Raw genomic sequence first — 19,595 nt, forward strand, 5'->3', positions numbered from 1 at the left:
CGGGCGCTGCACCGGACAGTCCCGCAAGCAGCCGTAGGCGCTGGCCGACGGCAGGGGGCATGAGAGCCGTCAGGTGTTCACGGTGGTCTTGAACAGGGCCGCGACTTTCTTCTTGGGCTTGATATTGGCCGACACGCTGCTGCGCGCGGGCGTGGCCTTGGCGGCGGCTTCCCAGGCGGGCTGGGCATCGGGCGCTGCGGACGGCTCGTAAGGCTGGTCGAAGAACGGGTCGCGCGGCGCAGCCGGCTGGCGGTGCGGCAGGTGCTCGCGGCGTTCGCGGGGCTGGCGGGCCTCGCGCGGGCTGACACCGTCTTCGGCATCGCGGTACATGCGGCGGCCGTCGTTGATGCGGCCCTGCTCCTTGATGCGGGGGCTGTCTTCCTCAAACTCGATGGGTTCGAGCTCGATCTTGGTCTTGATCAGCTTTTCAATGTCGGCCACGAGGCGCTGGTCGCTGCTGGAGACAAAGCTCACGGCCAGGCCCGATGCGCCTGCGCGGCCGGTGCGGCCGATGCGGTGCACGTAATCTTCCGCGTTGAAGGGCACGTCGAAGTTGAACACCGCCGGCACGTCCTTGATGTCCAGGCCGCGGGCGGCCACGTCGGTGCAGACCAGCAAATCGACTTCGCCCTTTTTGAAGGCGTCGAGGGCTTTGAGTCGCTCGTCCTGGCTCTTGTCGCCATGCAGCGCGGCGGTCTTCAGGCCTTCGCGTTCCAGCGAACGGGCCAGGCGCGCGCAGCCCAGCTTGCTGTTGACGAAGACGAACGCCTGCTTCATGCCGCGTTCCTTGAGGATCTGGTGCAGGGCGCGGCGTTTGTCGTCGGCGCCCACGCTGTAGAAATGCTGCTCCACGGTGGAAGCCGTGGCGTTGGAGCGGGCCACTTCGATCGTCACCGGGTCCTGCAGGTAGCTGGAGGCCAGCTTCTTGATTTCAGGCGAGAAGGTGGCCGAGAACAGCAAGGTGATGCGCTGCTTGGGCAGGTAGCTCAGGATGCGCTGCAGGTCGGGCAGGAAGCCGATGTCCAGCATGCGGTCGGCTTCGTCGAGCACCACGTATTCGACCTGGTTGAGCACCGCGTTCTTCGCTTCAATATGGTCCAGCAGGCGGCCGGGCGTGGCCACCAGCACCTCGACGCCTTTTTTGAGCTCGGCGGTCTGCGGCTTCATGTCCATGCCGCCGAACACCACGGTGCTGCGCAGGTTGGTGTATTTGGCGTACAGCTCGACCTGCTGGGCCACCTGCACGGCGAGTTCACGCGTGGGCAGCAGCACCAGCGCACGCACGGGGTGGCGCGCGGGCGAGGTCGAGGGGTTTTCGTGCTTCATCATGCGCTGCAGCAGCGGCAACGCAAAAGCGGCGGTCTTGCCGGTGCCGGTTTGCGCGGCGCCCATGACGTCTTTGCCTTGCAGAACGACCGGGATGGCCTGTTCCTGGATGGGCGTCATGGTTTCGTAGCCCATTTCGGCGACGGCGCGGGCCAGCGGTTCTGCCAGCGAAAGATTGGAAAAATTGGATGTCATAAGGAAGGCTCGGCGGTACGTTGCAGGTTGTCTTGCGAAGGGCGCGCGGACCGGAAGTCGTGGACCGGCGCGCTGGCAGCCAACAGCACCGCTGCACCATTGGCAAGAAAGGGAGCGCGGCAGGCCGGCCGTGGCAGGGCTTTTGTAGCGCTTCCCTAGCCCTCTATTGTCGCACTTTGGGCGAATTGGCCGTTTTTACCGGCCATTCCCGCATCCGGGGCAATTCCGGGCCGGGGACGGCGTCGCCGGGGTTGACCGGTTTGCTATGACTTTAATAGCTATCAGCCAAGGCAGATATTGGGCTGGAGCCTGATTTGACCATCAATCCGGCTACAGGCTGCGGGCGCTGAAGGTGTCGCAGGACTTGACCGTGCCGGTTTTGAGGCCGGTGTCAAACCAGCGCTGGCGCTGGGCGCTGGTGCCGTGGGTAAAGCTCTCGGGCACCACCGCGCCGCCGCCGGCGCGCTGCAGGGCGTCGTCGCCGATTTTGGCCGCCGCGTTCATGGCCTCCTCGACATCGCCCTGTTCCAGGATCTGGCGGGCGTTTTGCGCATGGTGGGCCCACACGCCGGCAAAGCAGTCGGCCTGCAGCTCCAGCCGCACGCTCAGCGCGTTGTATTCGGCCTTGCTGACGCGTCCGCGCATCTGGTCCATCTTGCCGCTGATGCCCAGCAGGTTCTGCACATGGTGGCCCACCTCATGGGCGATCACATACGCCTGGGCAAAGTCGCCCGGCGCGCCCAGCCGGTTTTTCAGGGTTTCGTAAAAGCCCAGGTCGATGTAGACCTTCTGGTCGCCCGGGCAGTAAAACGGGCCCATGGCCGCCTGGCCCTGGCCGCAGGCGGTTTGCGTCGCACCGCGAAACAGCACCAGCCGCGGTTTTTGGTACGTAGCCCCGCCTTTGGTAAACACATCGGTCCAGACGTCTTCCGTGTCGGCCAGCACGGTCGACACGAATTTGGCCATGCGGTCGTCGGCGGGCGGCTTGGGGGCCGGGCCCTGCTGCACCTGGGCGGGCGCACCGCCGCCGCTGAGCAAACTCAGGATGGTCAGCGGGTTGATGCCGAAGATCCAGCCGCCGACCAGCGCAATCACGATGGTGCCGATGCCGATGCTGCGGCCGCCAAAACCGAATCCGCCGCCTCCGCCGCCGTCGCGCCGGTCTTCAACGTTGTCCGATTCCCGGTTGCCTTCCCATTTCATGGTGTTCTCCATTCCCGTGTAGTGGTCATGACTGTGCCCCGGAGAGTCCCTCCCGGCTGTCAGCTTATGCGCCGACTTTACTTGAGCAGGGCGCCATTCGAGGAACAAAATTGAACCCCGATGTATCCACCCTTCATGAACGGTTTTATGACTTCCTTGCCGTCTTTCCCGTCCCCGCGCATCTGGCTTACGCTGGGCGTGGCCGCGCTGCTGACCGCCTGCGCCAGCCCCATCACCACGCGCGTGACCAGCTTTAACCAGTGGCCGGCCGACGCGGCGGGCGCCACCTTCAGCTACATCACGCCCATGGACACCACGCGCCAGCTGGAGCAAGCCACCTACGAAGGTTATGTGCAGGCCGAACTGGAAAAACGCGGCCTGCAGCGCGCCCCCGCCGGCCAGGCCGGGCGCCTGCAGGTCGATGTGGCCACCACGAGCCGCAGCGAAGAAAAAACCTGGCTGCAGCCGATTTACCAGGACAACATGGTGTTTGTGCCGCCGTACCGCGATGCCGCGGGGCGCTTTTACGGCGGCGGCTGGGTGCCCGACCCTTTCGGGCCGCGTTACGTGGGCGACCGGCCCGTGAGCATGACCGTCTACACCACCAACCTGCGCCTGCGGATGATGGACACCAAAGACACGCCGCCCGGCAAACCGCCGCGCACGGTCTTTGAGTCACGTGCCGTCTTTGAAGGCGGCACGGGCGAGCTTCCGCTGGTCGTGCCCTACCTGGTGCGGGCCGTGTTTGACGACTTCCCCGGCCAGAACGGCCAGGTGCGTGTGGTGAAGTTCGACAGCGAAACCGGCGCGGTGATCAAGAAGTAAGCCTGTGACCTAGAGCCGCCCTTACTCGAAGCGCACCTTCAGGCCTTTGAGTCCGCCACCCAACGGCCCGCTCGCTTCAATCTCCGTGTGCCAGGTCTGCCCCGCCGCCACCGGCCAGGCGTCCGTCAACGTTCCCGTCGTGATGACATCACCGGCCTGCAAAGCCGGCGCGCCCGGTGTAGCGCGCAACTCGTTCACAAAATGCAGCAGCGCCTGCACCGGGCCGTCCAGCACATTGGCCCCCGTGCCTTGGTCTTTCAGCACGCCGTCGCCATACAGCTTGATGCGCAAACCGGCCAACGACGCCATCACCGCCTCGGGCGCGGCACCGGCGTCCAGCCTGACGCGATGCCCCACCAACAACAGGCCGTGCAAGCCGCCGTCGGCCACCGCCTGTGCGGCGGTGAACTTCCAGGCCGGGAAATGCGTGTGCACGATTTCATAACCGTGCGCCACCCAGTCCACCGCCGCCACCAGCTGCGCCAGCGAGCATCCGGGCGGCGGCGCCTCGCGCAGGCCAAACACCACCTCGGGTTCGATGCGCGGCTCGCACAGGCCCTTGAGCGCGAGCACACCTTCGTTCGGCGCGGAGGCATCAATCTGCGTCAGCGTGCTGTTCCATACCGTGCCCCAGATGGGGCCGTAGACCTCGTAGCGCGGCCAGATAGTGCGGTTGGTAAAGCCGACTTTGTAGCCTACCGGGCGCTCCCCGCCAGCGCTGCGCGCCCCGCGCACGGCGAGTGCGGTGGCGTAGGCCATGGGCACGTCCGCCGGCACGGTGCTGGGCCAGGGCAAAGGCTGGGCCTGCAGGCGGGCGCGGGTCACGTCGGCAACGAGGTCTGGAATAGTTGAGGCAGAGGCTGGGGTGTTCATAAAGACCATGGTAGCCAAAAAGGCCACGCACCTCCTTCACAATGCCGGCATGACCGCAAGCCCGTCCATCACCGCCCTGCCCTCTGTACTCCTCACCGGTTTTGACCCGTTTGGCGACGTAGGCCCAGCCGGCCTGACCCTGAATCCCAGCTGGATGGCCGTGAAGGCGCTGCACGGCAAACGCATCGCCGGCCACCGTATCGTCGCCGCGCAATTGCCCACGGTTTTTGGGGAGTCGGCGATTGAACTCAAGCGCCTGCTGAAACTGCACAAACCGGCACTGGTCATCTGCGTCGGCCAGGCCGGCGGGCGCAGCGCGATCTCGCTGGAGCGCGTGGCCATCAACGTCAACGATGCCCGCATTCCCGACAACGCCGGCGGGCAGCCCATCGACACGCCTGTGGCGCCCGAGGGTCCTGCGGCTTACTTCAGCACGCTGCCCATCAAGGCCATGCTGCAGGCCCTGCAAACGGCCGGTGTCGCCGCCGAGGTATCCCAAACGGCGGGCACCTTTGTCTGCAACCATGTGTTTTATGCGCTGATGCACGCCCTGCAAACGCAGCGCGGCTTCAAGCGCACGCGTGGCGGCTTCATCCATGTGCCCTATGTTCCGGAGCAGGTGGCCGGGCAAGGCGCGCCCAGCATGCCGCTGGAGGAGATCGTGAAGGGGTTGCGCCTGGCGGTGGCCACGGCGCTGGCCACCGGGCACGACATTTCAAAGGGCGCGGGCGCCGTCAGCTAGGCTTGTCGGAGGGGCTTTCTTGGGAGATGCTTCCTTGCGCGACGTCTTGTGCGCCGGCCGGTTCATCCTGCAACAGCCGCCACACCAACCACATCCCCAGCACCGCATTGCCGATCGCAAAGCAGGTCAGCAGCAAGGCAGCCGCCGCATTCAGCGGCCGGTTGTGCACCACCCACGACAGCAAGGGCGACAGCCCGTTGAGCACGAGCATCAGCCAGAACAGGGGGTTGCGCGGCTGGTAAAGGCGCGAAAGACGTGAGAGTGGGGAAAGGGGTTGCGAGTCCATCGTGGCCACATGCTAACCGCAGCGGCCGCTGAACCTCACCGCTGCCGAGGGGAACGGTTAGGGAAACGGTCAGCGGACGCTGAACGACGCGGACATAAAGCCCTGCGCCGGCTGAGCGGGCAACATGCTGCTGACGGTAGCGCTTGCTGAGTTGCTGGCCATCATGCCGCTGGAATCATCCGATGTACTGGCCATCGTCTGGGCCTTAGGCGTATCGAAGTCATCAGTTGGCAAGGAAGTACCCGCCACCACGCGCGCCTGCTGGATGCAGTTTTGGCGGGCGGCGCCCGCGGCGTTGTCCATGCACTGCGCAATGGCCTGCATTTCAGACTTGCGCTGGAAGTCGCGAATCTTGGCTTTGGTGACTTGCCCGTCCGCCACGAATCCGACGGCCACCAGTTGGCACACAAACATCAGGCCGGCTGCGACCCAGAGCAGTGTTTTGTAAGGGGTTTCGTCGATTTTTTTCAGGTGGTCAGAGAACATGGTGGGCCTCGCGGTGAATCTGGTGTCATCGTGAGGCGGGCCCCGGCCGTTTCCATCCAGCGCTTTTCCCGGCACTTTGTAGGATAAAAACCTTTCATTTTTTTACGCGGCGTAACGACGGGCATCCCCGCCCCACCCAACGCCCACCCACCCGGCTTACCATTCGCCCATGACGCCCACCCTGCTCAACCCCGCCCAAACGGCCGCCCGCCTGCCCTACCCCCTGCTGGTCAGCGAACTGGCGCTGCTGCTCAAAGACATCGCCGTGCAGGCGCCGCCGCGTGTGGTGCAGCCCCTGCCCGGCGGCGGCAGCCTCTTTGTGATGCCCGCGCTGGACGCCCGCACCGCCATCACCAAGCTCATCACCTTCACCCCCGCCAATGCGGGCACCGGCCTGCCCACCATTCAGGGCGATGTGGTCGTGTTTGACGTGGCCACCGGCCAGCGCCGGCTGATGCTGGACGGCCCCACCGTCACCGCGCGCCGTACGGCCGCCGTCTCGCTGCTGGCCGCGCAGCGGCTGGCGCCCAACACCCAGGGGCCGATGCTGATCGTCGGTGCCGGTGTGCAGGGCCTGGCGCACCTGGAGGCCTTTGCAGAATGCCTCGGCGTGCACGAATTCCGGGTTGCGTCGCGCAGCGCGGCCAGCGCGCAAGCCCTGGTTCATCACGCGCACGCTTTGGGTTTGGGCGCCCGCATGGTGTTTGACGCCGACACCGCGCTGGCCGACTGCCCGCTGGCCGTGACCTGCACGCCCGCCAGCGCGGTAGTGCTCAACGCCATGCCGCGCCCGGACGGCTTCATCAGCGCCGTGGGCGCCTTCACACCCGCCATGACGGAACTGAGCGCCGCGCTGTGCCAGTACTTCGCCGCCAAGGGCTCGGTGTTTGTCGATACGGCCGATGCCGGCCACGAAGCCGGCGACCTGCTGCAGGCCGGCCTCGACGTGAGCCGCTTCGCCACGCTGGGCGACGTGATCCGCCAGGACATGAAAAAACCCGCCGGGCCGGTGCTGTTCAAAAGCTGCGGTTGGGCGGGCTGGGACCTGGCCGCGGCGCGCGCGGCGCTGGCCGCACCCTGAACCTGGCGCAACCCCGGCGCAGGCGCAAGCCGTGCAAAAGGTCTAAGCTGGCCCCAACTCCGGAAGAAGACCATGTACGACCGCATCCTCGCCGCCACCGACGGCTCCACCCTCTCCAAAAATGCCGTGTGCGGCGCCATCGGCCTGGCATCGTCTCTGGGCGCGGAGCTGGTGCTGCTGCACGTCGTGCCGCGCTATCCGACCAGCTACTTTGAAGGCGGCTCTTCCGTCTCAAGCGAGGACGTGAGCCGCATCGAAACCCAATGGGCCGAAAGCGGCCAGGCCATCATCGACACCGCACAACAGGCCGCCCAGGCCCAAGGGCTCAAGACCCGCGCCGTGATCATGCAATCCGACCAGGTGGCTACTTCCATCATGGCCGCCGCGAAAAAGCACAAGTGCGGCCTGATCGTCATGGCCCCCCACGGCCGCAAAGGCATCAAGCGGATCCTGCTGGGCAGTGAGACTCAGCAGGTGCTGACCTACAGCACCATCCCGGTTCTCGTGTTACGGTGAATCGTTCACACCGGAGAAAACACCATGAAGATTCTTTTCGCAGCCGACGGCAGCAAGTACACCAAAAAAGCCCTGGCTTTCCTGGTCAACCACGAAGACCTCGCGGGTGCGGAAGGCGAGGTCGTGGTGCTCAATGTGCAGGCCCCCGTGCCGGGCCGCGTCAAGACCATGCTGGGCGCCGCGAATGTCAGCGCGTACCACGATGAAGAATCGCAAAAAGTGCTGGCGCCCATCGAGCGTTTTTTGAAGCGCCACAAGATGTCGTTCAAGACGCTGGCCGTCGTCGGCTCACCCACCGCCGAAATTTTGCGCGCCGCCAAACGCGAGAAAGCGCACCTCATCGTGATGGGCACGCACGGCCAGGGACTGCTCAGCCGCGCGCTGATCGGCAGCGTGGCCCAGCGCGTGGTCGCTGAGTGCGATATCCCCGTGCTGCTGGTGAAGTAGGCAAAAGAAAACCCGCCGACCTTGCCGCCTCAAGGCGGTGGCTGGGCGGGTGATATTGCGCGAAAAGCTCAGGCCTTGGGCAGCGTCACGCCCACTTGCCCCTGGTACTTCCCGCCGCGGTCCTTGTAGCTGACTTCGCAGACGTCGTCTTTGTCGCTTTCAAAGAACAGGACTTGCGCGCAGCCTTCGCCGGCGTAGATCTTGGCGGGCAGCGGGGTGGTGTTGGAGAACTCCAGCGTCACGTAGCCTTCCCATTCGGGCTCAAACGGGGTGACGTTGACGATGATGCCGCAGCGGGCGTACGTGCTTTTGCCCAGGCAGATGGTGAGCACATTGCGCGGGATGCGGAAGTATTCGACCGTGCGGGCCAGCGCGAAGCTGTTGGGCGGGATGATGCAGCTGTCGCCGTGGAAGTCGACAAAGCTTTTTTCGTCGAAGTTCTTCGGGTCGACCACGGTGCTGTGGATGTTGGTGAAGACCTTGAACTCGGGGGCACAGCGGATGTCGTAGCCGTAGCTGCTGGTGCCGTAGCTGATGATTTTCTGGCCGTCGGCTGCCGCGCGTATCTGGCCGGGCTCAAAGGGCTCGATCATGCCGGTCGTTTCCGCCATGTGGCGTATCCATTTGTCGCTCTTGATGCTCATTCGGGGGAACTCCTCACTGTGCCCTCGATTGTAGGCAAGCGGGGCGCTGCCTCGCCGGGCGCATGATTGCTACAAGTTTGATAGCGGGTAGTCCATGCCCTGTATGGGCTAGAGCACGATTTGGCCACTAAAAATTCAACGTGACCACGCCAAGCCCGGAAAAGGCCAAAACCCGCAGAACCTGGGCCGACCGCCTAAAACACATGCCCGGTCGCCAGCGCCGCCGCGGCCGCGCGGGTCTCCACCCCGAGTTTTTCAAAGATGTGCTCCAGGTGCTTGTTCACGGTGCGGTGGCTCATGCCCAGGATGTCGCCGATGTCGCGGTTGGTCTTGCCTTTGGCCAGCCAGGACAGCACCTCGGTTTCACGCGGCGTAAGGGCGGCATTGGCCAGGCGCGAGGGCGAGGCGGCATTGGCGCTGCGCTGCTCCAGCAGCAGCATGGTCTCGCCGATGCCGACGCGGCCCATGTTGCGCACCGACAGCTGCACGCCGGCCAGGCTCAGCAGCACCTCGCCGGCATCACCGTCCAGCGCGGCGTACACCGGCTCGGGCAAGCGCCCCGGCTGCGCCCCGCCCTCCGCGCCTTGCAGCCACAGGGCGGCCTGCGGCGAGCGCCAGGCGACGCGCCCGCGCGCATCCACCAGCACCACGCCAAAGCCGGCCACGTCCACCGCCTCGCGCGCCAGCCGCGTCATGCGGGCGTTGCGGGTATGCGTGTGCAGGCGCGCCACCACCTCCTGCGCGCGCAGCGGCTTGACGACATAGTCGACGCCGCCGCAGGCAAAGCCTTCGAGCACATGCGGCGTCTCCGAAAGGCCGGTCATGAAGATCACGGGAATGTGCGCCATCACCGGGTTGGCCTTGATCTGGCGGCAGGTGTCAAAGCCCGAGAGTCCCGGCATGACGGCGTCCAGCAAGATGGCATCAGGCGCCACCAGCTCCAGGCGCTGCAAAGCCGAGTCGCCGTCGCGCGCCACGAGCACGGTGTAGCCCTCGCCTTCGAGCGTGTCGCACAGCATGCCCAGGCTGCTGGGGGCGTCGTCCACCACCAGCACCACGGGGCGTTGTTCGTCGGCGGCTTCAAGCATCGACGCCCTCCGTCAAATGATCGAGCAGCAGTTCCAGCTCACAGCGGCTGACAAATCCGCGCAGCCGGGCGCAGCTGGCGGCCAGCGCGGGGTCGTCGGCCGCGACGCGGTCCAGCAACCGGTGCAGGCCGTGCACATGGCCCAGTTTCACCAGGCGGATGAGCCCAGCGCGGGCCTCCTCGGGCAGGCCCAGTGAGCTCTCCCCGGCCGTGCTGGCCGCCAGCGGCGCCGGCGAAACCACAGAAGTCACCCACTCCAGCCCCAGGTGGCGCTGCAAGGCGTCCATCAGCTCGGACTCCAGCACCGGCTTGCCGACAAACGCCTGGCAGCCCGCCGCCTTGAGGCGCGAGGCCTGGTTCTCAAACACATTGGCCGACACCACGATGATGGGCACCTCCGCATAACCACGGTGGCGTATCTGCAGCGCTGTTTCCCACCCGTCCATGTCGTCCATGCTGATGTCGAGCAGGATGGCGTCGGGCACACCGTCTTTCAGGCTGTCGATGCATTCGAGGCCGCTGGCCGCTTCTTTCACGTCAAAGCCCAGCGGCGTGAGCATGCCGGCCAGCATCTGGCGCTGCACCGGCTGGTCGTCCACCACCAGCAGCGTCCTGCGCTTGCCGAAGAAGCCGGCGATCTGGTGCGGCGGGTCGGCCTGCGGGCCCGGGTCGTCGATCTCGCGCAAATACAGCCGCACGCTGAAGGTGCTGCCTTTGTCGGGCTCGCTCTGCAGCGTCAAATCGCCGCCCATCAGCGCCGTGAGCAGGCCGGTGATGGTCAGGCCCAGCCCGGTGCCCGGCTCGCCGCGGCGGCGGCCGGCTGCCCCGCGCTCAAAGGGCAAAAAGATTCGCTGCTGGTCTTGCGGCGCAATGCCGATGCCGGTGTCCACCACATCAAAGCGGATCACTTCGCGCCGGCAATCGACATGCAGCTTCACGCTGCCCTTGTCGGTAAACATCACCGCGTTGCTCAGCAGGTTGATGATGATCTGGCGCAGCCGCTTGGCGTCGGCCTGCACCCAGGCCGGCATGCGGCCGCTGTGGGTGTAGATGAAGTCCACACCCTTGGCTTCGGCCTGCGGGCGCACCATGCTGACCAGCCCCTCGATAAAGTCGGGCAGCGGCACGGGAATGGGCTCCAGGCGCAAGCGGCCGGCCTCGATGCGCGCCAGGTCCAGCAGGCCGTCGACCAGCTGCAGCAAATGCTCGCCGCTGCGCTGGATGGTTTGCACGGCTTCGCGCGGGGTGTGGGTGAGGGCCTCGCTCTTGAGCAGGATTTGCGAGTACCCCAGGATGCTGTTGAGCGGCGTGCGCAGCTCGTGCGTCATGCCGGCCACATAACGCGTCTTGGCCTGGTTGGCCGACTCGGCCACTTCCTTGGCGGTCTGCAGCGCCGCATCGGTGCGCTGGTGCGCCTCGATCTCACGCGACAGCAGCTGGTTCTGCCGGTTCGACTCGTCCTGCGCCATGCGCCGGCTTTCACTGCCCAGCACCACCCACCAGCTGCACACCGCAACGATGAGCAGCAGCATGGCGAACACTTTCACAAAGGCCGAGCGCAAGAGGCTGGAGAGATCACCCGACAGGGCAAAGGCGGTCTCCTGTGTGTACACCATGCCCATCACGGTGGCCAGCAGGGCGCACAGCGACAGCGTCACCACCATGTAGTGGCCGACGCGAAAGTTCACGCGGCCCGACAACGCGCTGGGCAGCAGCGTGGTCAAAAACTGCTCCGCCTGCTCGGCGGCGCGTGAGCGCGTCTTGCAGCGGTCGTGGCAGCGCGACTCCAGCGTGCAGCACAGCGAACAGATGGGCGCGCCGTAAGCCGGGCAGCCGGCCATGTCTTCGGCCTCGAAGGCGTTCTCGCACACATGGCAGCGCACCATCTGGCCCGGCACCCCCACGGCCTCGGGCAGGCGGGCGATGTAGTAGCGCCCCTTGGTGAGCCACGCCAGCAGCGGCGAGAGCACCAGCGCCATGCCCAGTGCGATGAAGGGCGAAAACGCCTCGGCCCGCGGCCCCATGGCGCCGGTGTAGGCCACCACCGCCACCGTGGCCGCCAGCAGCATGGAGCCCAGCCCCACCGGGTTGATGTCGTAGAGGTGCGCGCGCTTGAACTCGATGCCCCTGGGGCTCAGGCCCAGCGGCTTGTTGATGACAAGATCGGCCACCAGCGCACCCACCCAGGCAATCGCCACATTGCCGTAAAGTCCCAGCACTTTCTCCAGCGCCGAAAAAACATCCAGCGTCATCAGCAGCAGCGCGATGGTCACGTTGAACACCAGCCAGACCACGCGGCCCGGGTGGCTGTGCGTGAGGCGGGCAAAAAAGTTGGACCACGCGAGCGAGCCCGCATAAGCGTTGGTGAGGTTGATCTTGAGCTGCGACACCACCACAAAGACGACCGTCGCCGCGAGCACCCAGGCCGGGTTGCTGAACACGTAGGCAAAGCCGGCCAGGTACATCTGCGTGGGCTCCATCGCCTTGGCGGCAGGCAGCTCATGCTGCAGCACCAGGAAGGCCAGGAAAGCGCCGCCCAGCATTTTCAGCATGCCCAGCACGATCCAGCCCGGCCCGGCCATCAGCACGGCGGCCCACCAGCGCCGGCGGTTGGCATGGGTCTTTTCGGGCAAAAAGCGCAAAAAGTCCACCTGCTCGCCGATCTGCACCACAAGCGAGAACGCCACGGTGGCCGCCGCACCAAACATGAGCGGGTCAAACTCGCTGCTGCCCGAGGTGCGCCCGGCCAGGCCCGTGAAATCGAAAAAAGCCTGCGGGTTCTTCCAGAGCACGGCCAGGTAAGGCAGCAGCAGCAACACGCCCCACAGCGGCTGCGTCCACATCTGCAGGCGCGAGATCAGCGTGATGCCGCGCACCACCAGCGGCACGATCACCACCGCGCTGATCACATAACACCATGCGATCGGGATATCGAGGTACATCTGCAGCGCCAGCGCCATGATGGCCGCCTCCAGCGCAAAGAAGATGAAGGTGAAGCTCGCGTAGATCAGCGAGGTGATGGTCGAGCCCAGGTAGCCGAAGCCCGCCCCGCGCGTGAGCAGGTCCATGTCGACGCCGTAGCGGGCGGCGTAGTAGCTGATGGGCAGGCCGGTGAAGAAGGTGATCAGCCCCACCACCAGGATGGCCCACAGCGCATTGGTAAAGCCGTAGTTCAGTGCGATCGCGCCGCCTATCGCCTCCAGCGCGAGAAACGAGACCGCGCCGAAAGCCGTATTGCCCACACGCCACTCCGACCACTTGCGAAAGCCGCGCGAGGTATAGCGCAGCGCGTAGTCCTCCACGGACTCGTCGGCCACCCACGCGTTGTATTCGCGGCGGATGCGGAATATTTTCTGGGTGGCGATGGTCAAGGGGCGGTCTCCGTCGAACGGCCGTAGGGCTGCGGCAACGCACCCAAAGCGTTCCGCAAGAAGTGTGCCCGGCGCACCAAAAAGGTGGGCTACGTTGATTGACGTATTGGGATACGCGCCCCTGGTGAACATGATCCACCTGACCCCAACGCAATCCCTGATCACTTCACTTTTCACTCACCCTTTCACCAACCGCAGGAGCCCAGCATGTCCAACGACGATCGCGATCCATCTTCCCAGCCTTCCCTTATCAACCGCCGCCGCCTTATGCAGGGCGCAGCCGCTGCGCTTCCCCTGGCGGGACTGCCCGGCTGGGCCCTTGCGCAGCAGTTCCCCACAGCCAAGGTCAACACCACCAAGCTGGCCGTCACCGACACCGAAGTGACCGTGGGCCAGTTGCACTCGGCCACCGGCACCATGGCGATTTCCGAGACGGGTTCCATCCAGGCCGAGCAGCTGGCCATCGACCAGATCAACGCCATGGGCGGCGTGCTGGGCCGCAAGATCAAGGTCATCAAGGAGGACGGCGCCTCCGACTGGCCGACCTTTGCCGAAAAATCCAAGAAGCTGCTGGTCAACGACAAGGTGGCCGCCGTGTTCGGCTGCTGGACCTCGGCCTCGCGCAAGGCCGTGCTGCCGATCTTTGAAAAAGAAAACGGCATGCTGTATTACCCGACCTTTTACGAAGGCCTGGAGCAAAGCAAAAACGTGATCTACACCGGCCAGGAAGCCACGCAGCAAATCCTCTACGGCCTGGACTGGGCCTCGAAAGAAAAGAAAGCCAAGACCTTCTTCCTGGTCGGCTCCGACTACATCTGGCCGCGCACCTCGATGAAGATCGGCCGCAAGCACATCGAAGGCCACCTCTCCGGCAGCAAGGTCGTCGGTGAAGAGTACTACCCGCTGGGCCACACCAACTTCAACTCGCTGATCAACAAGATCAAGGTCGCCAAACCCGACTGCATCTTCATCGCGGTGGTGGGCGGCTCCAACGTGGCCTTCTACAAACAGCTGAAAGCAGCCGGCGTCACCGCCGCCAAACAATTCCTGCTGACCATCTCGGTCACCGAAGACGAGGTGCTGGGTATTGGCGGCGAAAACATGAACGGCTTCTACGCCTCCATGAAGTACTTCCAGTCGCTGGACAACCCCAATAACAAGGCCTTCGTCAGCGCCTTCAAGGCCAAGTACGGCAAGGACGCGGTGATCGGCGACGTGACGCAGGCCGGTTACCTCGGCCCCTGGCTGTGGAAAGCGACGGTTGAAAAAGCCGGCAGCTTCGACGTGGACAAGATCGCCGCGGCCTCCGCGGGCATCGAGCTCAAGACCGCCCCCGAAGGCTACGTGAAGCTGCACGAAAACCACCACCTCTGGAGCAAGGCACGCATCGGCCAGGCGCAGGCCGACGGCCAGTTCAAGGTGGTGGCTGAATCGCCGGCGCTGATCGAACCCAACCCCTTCCCCAAGGGCTACCAGTAATCGTTGGCGCTGGCTCCTGACGGTTCCCTCCGCCGTATGGCGGGGGGAGCCGGCAGGAGCTTCTTGACTGACGTATTGCCTTTTTTGATTCACCGCCGCACCGGAGCCCCACCATGAATCTTTCCGAAATGCTCAACATCGGCCTGATGCAAGGCTTTGCCGGGCTGAGCCTGTTTTCCGTGCTGCTGCTGATGGGCCTGGGCCTGGCCATCATCTTCGGGCAGATGGGCGTCATCAACATGGCGCATGGCGAATTCATGACCATTGGCGCCTACACCATCTACCTGTTTTCGCACCTGTCCGAAACCTACGCACCCGGTTTCGTGCAGGCCTACTTTCCCTTCGCCATCGTTGCGGCTTTCCTCTTCGCCTTCGCCGTCGGCTGGCTGGCTGAATGGGCTTTCATACGCCACCTGTACAAGCGCCCGCTGGACACGCTGCTCGCCACCTGGGGCTTGTCGCTGGGCATGCAGCAGATCTTTCGCACCACCTTCGGCGCCAAGGAAGTCAGCCCCACCCTGCCCGACTGGCTGATGGGCTCATGGGCGCCCGCTGAAGGCCTGGACATTCCCATCAACGGCATGTTCGTGATGGCGCTCACCCTGGTGGTGACCTGCGGCGTGCTGATCGCGCTGCACAAGTCGCGCTGGGGCCTGCGCGTGCGCGCCACGGTTGCCAACCGCGTGATGGCCAACGCCACCGGCATCAACACCAAGAAGACCGACCGGCTGACCTTTGCCATCGGCTGCGGCATCGCCGGCGTGGCCGGCGCGGCCTTCACCACCATTGGCTCGACCGGCCCGACCAGCGGCTCGCTCTACATCGTCGACGCCTTCCTGGTGGTCACCTTCGGCGGCGCGGCCAGCCTGCTGGGCACCGTGGTCTCGGCCTTCGGCATCGCACAGACGCAATCGGTTGCCGAATTCTTCATGACCGGCTCCATGGCCAAGGTGCTGACGCTGATGACCATCGTGACCATCCTGATGCTGCGCCCGCAAGGGCTGTTCGCCTCCAAGGTCCGGCGCTGAGCTTTCACCGTATTCCCATCTAGACAACCGGAGTTTTTCATGAACAGCCTCAAGCAATGGATAGAGCGCAACGGCCTGGGCAATGTCGCCCTGCTGGCCCTGGTGCTGCTGGTGGCCTTTCCCCTGGCACTCGACTTGTTCCGCCTCAACCTCGTGGGAAAGTACCTGAGTTATGCCTTCGTCGCGCTGGGCCTGGTGATGCTCTGGGGTTACGGCGGCGTGCTGAGCCTGGGCCAGGGCGTGTTCTTCGGCCTGGGCGGCTACGGCATGGCCATGTTCCTCAAACTGGAAGCCAGCGACCCCATCACCACCAAGATCCAGTCCACGCCCGGCATCCCCGACTTCATGGACTGGAACCAGATCACCGCCCTGCCGATCTGGTGGAAACCTTTCCAGTCCTTTCCGCTCACGCTGGCCCTGATCCTGGTGGTGCCCACGCTGCTGGCCTTCATCATCGGCTACGCCATGTTCAAGCGGCGCGTGGGCGGCGTGTACTTCGCCATCATCACGCAGGCCGTGGCGCTGATCCTCACCGTGCTCATCATCGGCCAGCAGGGCTACACCGGCGGCGTCAACGGCATGACCGACCTCAAGACCATTCTGGGCTGGGACACCCGCACCGACAGCGCCAAGTACATCCTCTACTTCCTCACCGTGGGCCTGCTGCTGGGCGCCATCGTGCTGTGCACCTGGATCCAGAAGAGCAAGCTGGGCACGCTGCTGCTGGCCATGCGCGACAAGGAAGACCGTGTGCGCTTTTCGGGCTATGACGTCGCCATGTTCCGGGTGTTTGCCTTCTGCTTTGCGGCCATGCTCTCTGCCGTGGGCGGCGCCATGTTCACCCTGCAGGTGGGCTTTATGTCGCCTTCGCTGGTCGGCATCGTGCCGTCCATCGAGATGGTGATCTTTGCCGCCGTAGGCGGGCGCATGTCGCTGGTGGGCGCGGTGTATGGCGCGCTGCTGGTGAACTTCGGCAAGACCTATTTTTCCGAAAGCTTTCCGGATCTCTGGCTGTTCCTGATGGCCGGCATGTTCCTGGGCGTGGTGCTGGCCTTTCCTGACGGGCTGGCCGGTGTGTACACCCAGCGCGTCAAGCCCTGGCTGGCCAAACGCTTCGCACGCACACAACGCGAAACGGTCGAGCCGCCTGCCGCCCCGCCCATGGCGCCGCCGCCGGTTGCGGCCCCTGAAACGCCCACGCTGCCTGCCGGTTTGAGCGGCCAGCGCACCTGAACCAAGGACGCCACCATGATCGCCCCCGCCATGACCCCCAACGATTTTGTGCTGTCGGTCGAAGACCTGACGGTCTCCTTCGACGGCTTCAAAGCCATCGACAGCCTGAACCTCTACGTCGACCAGAACGAGCTGCGCGTGATCATCGGCCCCAACGGCGCGGGCAAGACCACGCTGCTGGACCTGATCTGCGGCAAGACACGCGCCAGCCACGGCCGCATCAAGTTCAAGAACGCCGAGATGACCAAACTGCCCGAGTACCAGATCGTGCGCTCCGGCATAGGCCGCAAGTTCCAGACGCCGTCGATCTACGAAAACCTCAGCGTGTTCCAGAACCTGGAAGTCTCCTTCCCGCGCGGTCGCGGCGTGTTCGGCGCGTTGTTCTTCAAGCGCACGGAAGAAGTCAAGGCCCGGGTGCAGGCCGTGGCGGCCGAGATCGGCCTGGGCGAGCAGCTGGACACCGAGGCCGGCCTGCTCTCGCACGGGCAAAAGCAGTGGCTCGAAATCGGCATGCTGCTGATGCAGGACCCGGAGCTGCTGATGCTGGACGAACCGATTGCCGGCATGAGCGTGCGTGAGCGCGAGCTGACCGCCGAGCTGCTCAAACGCATCTGCAAGGGCCGCGCCATGATCGTCATCGAGCACGACATGGAGTTCGTCAAGCGCATCGCCGACAAGGTGACCGTCATGCACCAGGGAAAGATCCTGGCCGAAGGGTCGATGGAAAAAGTGCAGGCCGATCCGCGCGTGATCGACGTGTACCTGGGCCACTAAGCACCAAAGCACCAAGGAAATCACCATGCTCAACGTCAACAACCTCCACGTCAGCTACGGGCAAAGCGAGGCGCTGCACGGCATCAGCTTTTCTGCCAAGAAAAACGAAACCGTCGCCATCATGGGCCGCAACGGCATGGGCAAGACGACGCTCTTCAAGTCGCTGATCGGCATCCTGCCGCTCAAGTCCGGAACGATTGAAGTCGACGGCCTGGACATCTCAAAGGACGAAAGCTACCAGCGCGTGGCCAAGGGTGTGGCCTATGTGCCGCAGGGCCGCATGATTTTCCCGACGCTCACGGTGCAGGAGAACATCCTCACCGGCCTGGAGAACGCGAAACACAAGCAGATCCCCGAAGAAATCTATGCGCTCTTCCCTGTGCTCTTCGACATGCGCAGCCGCAAAGGCGGCAACCTCTCGGGCGGGCAGCAGCAGCAGCTGGCGATTGCCCGCGCGCTGGTGACCAACCCCAAGGTATTACTGCTGGACGAGCCGACCGAGGGCATACAGCCTTCCATCATCAAGGACATCGCCAAGGCCCTGAACGAGATCCGCAAGATGCGCGAAATCACGATTGTGGTGTCGGAGCAGGTGCTGAGCTTTGCGATGGACGTGGCCGACAGGCTCTTCGTCATTGAGGGCGGGCAACTGGTGCATGAAAGCACGCGGGCCGGCACCGACACGGCACGCATCAAGCAGTTTCTTTCCGTCTGATTTTTCCTTCCCTTTTTCCTTTCCCTTTTATTCATCACCACCAGGAGATATGGCATGACCGACACGCTGATCAAGGTTGACCTGACAAAGTCGCCCACCCTCAACGAAAACATCCACAACCGCTGGCACCCGGACATCCCCATGGCCTGCTGGGTCAACCCGGGCGATGACTTCATCCTGGAAACCTTTGACTGGACCGGCGGCTTCATCAAGAACAACGACAGCGCCGACGACGTGCGCGACATCGACCTCAGCACGGTGCATTACCTCTCGGGCCCGGTGGGCGTCAAAGGCGCGGAACCCGGCGACCTGCTGGTGGTGGACCTGCTGGACATAGGCGCCAAGCAGGACAGCCTCTGGGGTTTTAACGGTTTCTTCAGCAAGAAGAACGGCGGCGGCTTTTTGACCGACCATTTCCCCGAAGCGCAGAAATCGATCTGGGACTTCAAGGGCATGTTCACCAGTTCGCGCCACGTGCCGGGGGTCAACTTCGCCGGGCTGATCCACCCCGGCCTGATCGGCTGCCTGCCTGACAAGGCCATGCTGGAGATGTGGAACACGCGCGAACAGGCGCTGATCGACAGCGACCCGACACGCACGGGCCTGGCCAACCCGCCCTCGGCCGGCACCGCCCACATGGGCAAGATGACGGGCGCCGCGCGCGACAAGGCCGCGGCCGAGGGCGCGCGCACCGTGCCGCCGCGCGAACACGGCGGCAACTGCGACATCAAGGATTTGTCGCGCGGCTCCAAGGTCTACTTCCCGGTGTATGTCGACGGCGCAGGCCTGTCAGTGGGCGACCTGCACTTCAGCCAGGGCGACGGCGAGATCACCTTTTGCGGCGCCATCGAGATGGCCGGCTGGGTGCACATGAAAGTCACGCTGATCAAGGGCGGCATGGCCAAGTACGGCATCAAGAACCCGATCTTCAAGCCCAGCGTGATCACGCCGCGCTATGACGACTATTTGATCTTTGAAGGCATCTCGGTCGACGAGGCCGGCAAGCAGTACTACCTGGACGTGAACGTTGCCTACCGCCAGGCCTGCCTGAACGCCATCGAGTACCTGAAGAAATTCGGCTACTCGGGTGCGCAGGCTTATTCCATCCTGGGCACGGCGCCGGTGCAGGGCCATATCAGCGGCGTCGTCGACGTGCCGAATTCCTGCGCCACGTTGTGGCTGCCGACCGGCATCTTCGACTTCGACATCAACCCGAACGCGTCGGGGCCCATCAAGCACATCGACGGCAAGATCAGCATGCCGCTGTCGCACGACCTGCCCTGA

At 64.5% G+C, this 19,595-nt stretch carries 19 protein-coding genes; 11 read left to right on the forward strand and 8 right to left on the reverse strand.

Annotated elements, in window-relative coordinates; all coding sequences use genetic code 11:
- Positions 1–69: 69 nt before the first annotated feature.
- Positions 70–1,521, reverse strand: a complete 1,452-nt coding sequence (locus tag DT070_RS01050; protein WP_122953737.1) for a DEAD/DEAH box helicase — start codon at positions 1,519–1,521, stop codon at positions 70–72.
- 330 nt (positions 1,522–1,851) lie between these two features.
- A complete protein-coding gene (locus DT070_RS01055) occupies positions 1,852–2,724 on the reverse strand; it encodes a neutral zinc metallopeptidase (protein ID WP_122957186.1) in 873 nt (290 codons plus the stop codon).
- A 147-nt stretch (positions 2,725–2,871) separates the two neighbouring features.
- Between DT070_RS01055 and DT070_RS01060 the strand changes: the two genes are divergently transcribed.
- The gene (locus DT070_RS01060; RefSeq protein WP_228778615.1) at positions 2,872–3,549 is read left to right on the forward strand and encodes a DUF4136 domain-containing protein; all 678 of its coding nucleotides are present in this window, start codon (positions 2,872–2,874) and stop codon (positions 3,547–3,549) included.
- 21 nt (positions 3,550–3,570) lie between these two features.
- On the opposite strand, the gene DT070_RS01065 is transcribed toward DT070_RS01060, so the two are convergent.
- Positions 3,571–4,422, reverse strand: coding sequence for a 2-keto-4-pentenoate hydratase (locus DT070_RS01065; RefSeq protein ID WP_122957187.1), 852 nt, complete (start codon positions 4,420–4,422; stop codon positions 3,571–3,573).
- A 76-nt stretch (positions 4,423–4,498) separates the two neighbouring features.
- Here DT070_RS01065 and pcp point away from each other — a divergent pair, with 76 nt between their 5' ends.
- Positions 4,499–5,164, forward strand: a complete 666-nt coding sequence (pcp, locus tag DT070_RS01070) for a pyroglutamyl-peptidase I (RefSeq protein ID WP_206074060.1) — start codon at positions 4,499–4,501, stop codon at positions 5,162–5,164.
- Here the strand turns inward: pcp and DT070_RS01075 are convergent.
- A complete protein-coding gene (locus DT070_RS01075; protein ID WP_122953739.1) occupies positions 5,157–5,450 on the reverse strand; it encodes a hypothetical protein in 294 nt (97 codons plus the stop codon). The two genes, pcp and DT070_RS01075, sit on opposite strands and share 8 nt — an antisense overlap.
- Before the next feature lie 69 nt (positions 5,451–5,519).
- Positions 5,520–5,936 carry a hypothetical protein gene (locus DT070_RS01080; RefSeq protein ID WP_122953740.1) on the reverse strand — a complete coding sequence of 139 codons (417 nt, stop codon included), beginning with the start codon at positions 5,934–5,936 and terminating at the stop codon, positions 5,520–5,522.
- Positions 5,937–6,105: 169 nt separating this feature from the next.
- On the opposite strand from DT070_RS01080, the gene DT070_RS01085 reads away from it, so the two are divergent.
- The 3 genes from DT070_RS01085 to DT070_RS01095 all read left to right on the forward strand — a co-directional run bounded on the left by DT070_RS01085 (position 6,106) and on the right by DT070_RS01095 (position 7,980).
- Positions 6,106–7,017, forward strand: coding sequence for a delta(1)-pyrroline-2-carboxylate reductase family protein (locus DT070_RS01085; protein WP_122953741.1), 912 nt, complete (start codon positions 6,106–6,108; stop codon positions 7,015–7,017).
- A 72-nt stretch (positions 7,018–7,089) separates the two neighbouring features.
- A complete protein-coding gene (locus DT070_RS01090) occupies positions 7,090–7,533 on the forward strand; it encodes a universal stress protein (RefSeq protein WP_122953742.1) in 444 nt (147 codons plus the stop codon).
- A 24-nt stretch (positions 7,534–7,557) separates the two neighbouring features.
- Entirely contained in the window at positions 7,558–7,980 is a 423-nt protein-coding gene (locus DT070_RS01095) for a universal stress protein (protein WP_122953743.1), read from the forward strand.
- 68 nt (positions 7,981–8,048) lie between these two features.
- On the opposite strand, the gene dcd is transcribed toward DT070_RS01095, so the two are convergent.
- The 3 genes from dcd to DT070_RS01110 all read right to left on the reverse strand — a co-directional run bounded on the left by dcd (position 8,049) and on the right by DT070_RS01110 (position 13,082).
- Positions 8,049–8,624 (reverse strand): dCTP deaminase, encoded by a 576-nt coding sequence (gene dcd / locus DT070_RS01100; RefSeq protein ID WP_092130498.1) that lies wholly within the window; start codon positions 8,622–8,624, stop codon positions 8,049–8,051.
- A 194-nt stretch (positions 8,625–8,818) separates the two neighbouring features.
- Positions 8,819–9,712 (reverse strand): response regulator transcription factor, encoded by an 894-nt coding sequence (locus tag DT070_RS01105; RefSeq protein ID WP_122953744.1) that lies wholly within the window; start codon positions 9,710–9,712, stop codon positions 8,819–8,821.
- The gene (locus DT070_RS01110) at positions 9,705–13,082 is read right to left on the reverse strand and encodes an ATP-binding protein (protein ID WP_122953745.1); all 3,378 of its coding nucleotides are present in this window, start codon (positions 13,080–13,082) and stop codon (positions 9,705–9,707) included. Before DT070_RS01110 ends, DT070_RS01105 begins: the two co-directional genes overlap by 8 nt.
- 207 nt (positions 13,083–13,289) lie before the next feature.
- On the opposite strand from DT070_RS01110, the gene urtA reads away from it, so the two are divergent.
- From urtA to fmdA, 6 genes are all read left to right on the forward strand, one after another.
- Positions 13,290–14,561, forward strand: coding sequence for an urea ABC transporter substrate-binding protein (urtA, locus tag DT070_RS01115; RefSeq protein WP_122953746.1), 1,272 nt, complete (start codon positions 13,290–13,292; stop codon positions 14,559–14,561).
- Between the two features lie 113 nt (positions 14,562–14,674).
- Positions 14,675–15,589, forward strand: coding sequence for an urea ABC transporter permease subunit UrtB (gene urtB, locus DT070_RS01120; RefSeq protein ID WP_122953747.1), 915 nt, complete (start codon positions 14,675–14,677; stop codon positions 15,587–15,589).
- A gap of 39 nt (positions 15,590–15,628) precedes the next feature.
- Positions 15,629–16,822 (forward strand): urea ABC transporter permease subunit UrtC, encoded by a 1,194-nt coding sequence (urtC, locus tag DT070_RS01125; RefSeq protein ID WP_122953748.1) that lies wholly within the window; start codon positions 15,629–15,631, stop codon positions 16,820–16,822.
- A 30-nt stretch (positions 16,823–16,852) separates the two neighbouring features.
- The gene (gene urtD / locus DT070_RS01130) at positions 16,853–17,596 is read left to right on the forward strand and encodes an urea ABC transporter ATP-binding protein UrtD (protein WP_122957189.1); all 744 of its coding nucleotides are present in this window, start codon (positions 16,853–16,855) and stop codon (positions 17,594–17,596) included.
- A 25-nt stretch (positions 17,597–17,621) separates the two neighbouring features.
- Entirely contained in the window at positions 17,622–18,311 is a 690-nt protein-coding gene (gene urtE, locus DT070_RS01135) for an urea ABC transporter ATP-binding subunit UrtE (protein ID WP_122953749.1), read from the forward strand.
- A gap of 54 nt (positions 18,312–18,365) precedes the next feature.
- Entirely contained in the window at positions 18,366–19,595 is a 1,230-nt protein-coding gene (gene fmdA / locus DT070_RS01140; RefSeq protein WP_122953750.1) for a formamidase, read from the forward strand.

This window comes from Polaromonas sp. SP1, from assembly GCF_003711205.1.
In the GTDB taxonomy this organism is placed as follows: Bacteria; Pseudomonadota; Gammaproteobacteria; order Burkholderiales; family Burkholderiaceae_C; genus Polaromonas.

Bases quoted from the DNA above. Each gene is read 5' to 3' on its own strand.
- DT070_RS01050 (WP_122953737.1), bottom strand. From the start codon at position 1,521: ATGACATCCAATTTTTCCAATCTTTCGCTGGCAGAACCGCTGGCCCGC.
- DT070_RS01055 (WP_122957186.1), bottom strand. From the start codon at position 2,724: ATGAAATGGGAAGGCAACCGGGAATCGGACAACGTTGAAGACCGGCGC.
- DT070_RS01060 (WP_228778615.1), top strand. From the start codon at position 2,872: ATGACTTCCTTGCCGTCTTTCCCGTCCCCGCGCATCTGGCTTACGCTG.
- DT070_RS01065 (WP_122957187.1), bottom strand. From the start codon at position 4,422: ATGAACACCCCAGCCTCTGCCTCAACTATTCCAGACCTCGTTGCCGAC.
- DT070_RS01075 (WP_122953739.1), bottom strand. From the start codon at position 5,450: ATGGACTCGCAACCCCTTTCCCCACTCTCACGTCTTTCGCGCCTTTAC.
- DT070_RS01080 (WP_122953740.1), bottom strand. From the start codon at position 5,936: ATGTTCTCTGACCACCTGAAAAAAATCGACGAAACCCCTTACAAAACA.
- DT070_RS01085 (WP_122953741.1), top strand. From the start codon at position 6,106: ATGACGCCCACCCTGCTCAACCCCGCCCAAACGGCCGCCCGCCTGCCC.
- DT070_RS01090 (WP_122953742.1), top strand. From the start codon at position 7,090: ATGTACGACCGCATCCTCGCCGCCACCGACGGCTCCACCCTCTCCAAA.
- DT070_RS01095 (WP_122953743.1), top strand. From the start codon at position 7,558: ATGAAGATTCTTTTCGCAGCCGACGGCAGCAAGTACACCAAAAAAGCC.
- dcd (WP_092130498.1), bottom strand. From the start codon at position 8,624: ATGAGCATCAAGAGCGACAAATGGATACGCCACATGGCGGAAACGACC.
- DT070_RS01105 (WP_122953744.1), bottom strand. From the start codon at position 9,712: ATGCTTGAAGCCGCCGACGAACAACGCCCCGTGGTGCTGGTGGTGGAC.
- urtA (WP_122953746.1), top strand. From the start codon at position 13,290: ATGTCCAACGACGATCGCGATCCATCTTCCCAGCCTTCCCTTATCAAC.
- urtB (WP_122953747.1), top strand. From the start codon at position 14,675: ATGAATCTTTCCGAAATGCTCAACATCGGCCTGATGCAAGGCTTTGCC.
- urtC (WP_122953748.1), top strand. From the start codon at position 15,629: ATGAACAGCCTCAAGCAATGGATAGAGCGCAACGGCCTGGGCAATGTC.
- urtD (WP_122957189.1), top strand. From the start codon at position 16,853: ATGACCCCCAACGATTTTGTGCTGTCGGTCGAAGACCTGACGGTCTCC.
- urtE (WP_122953749.1), top strand. From the start codon at position 17,622: ATGCTCAACGTCAACAACCTCCACGTCAGCTACGGGCAAAGCGAGGCG.
- fmdA (WP_122953750.1), top strand. From the start codon at position 18,366: ATGACCGACACGCTGATCAAGGTTGACCTGACAAAGTCGCCCACCCTC.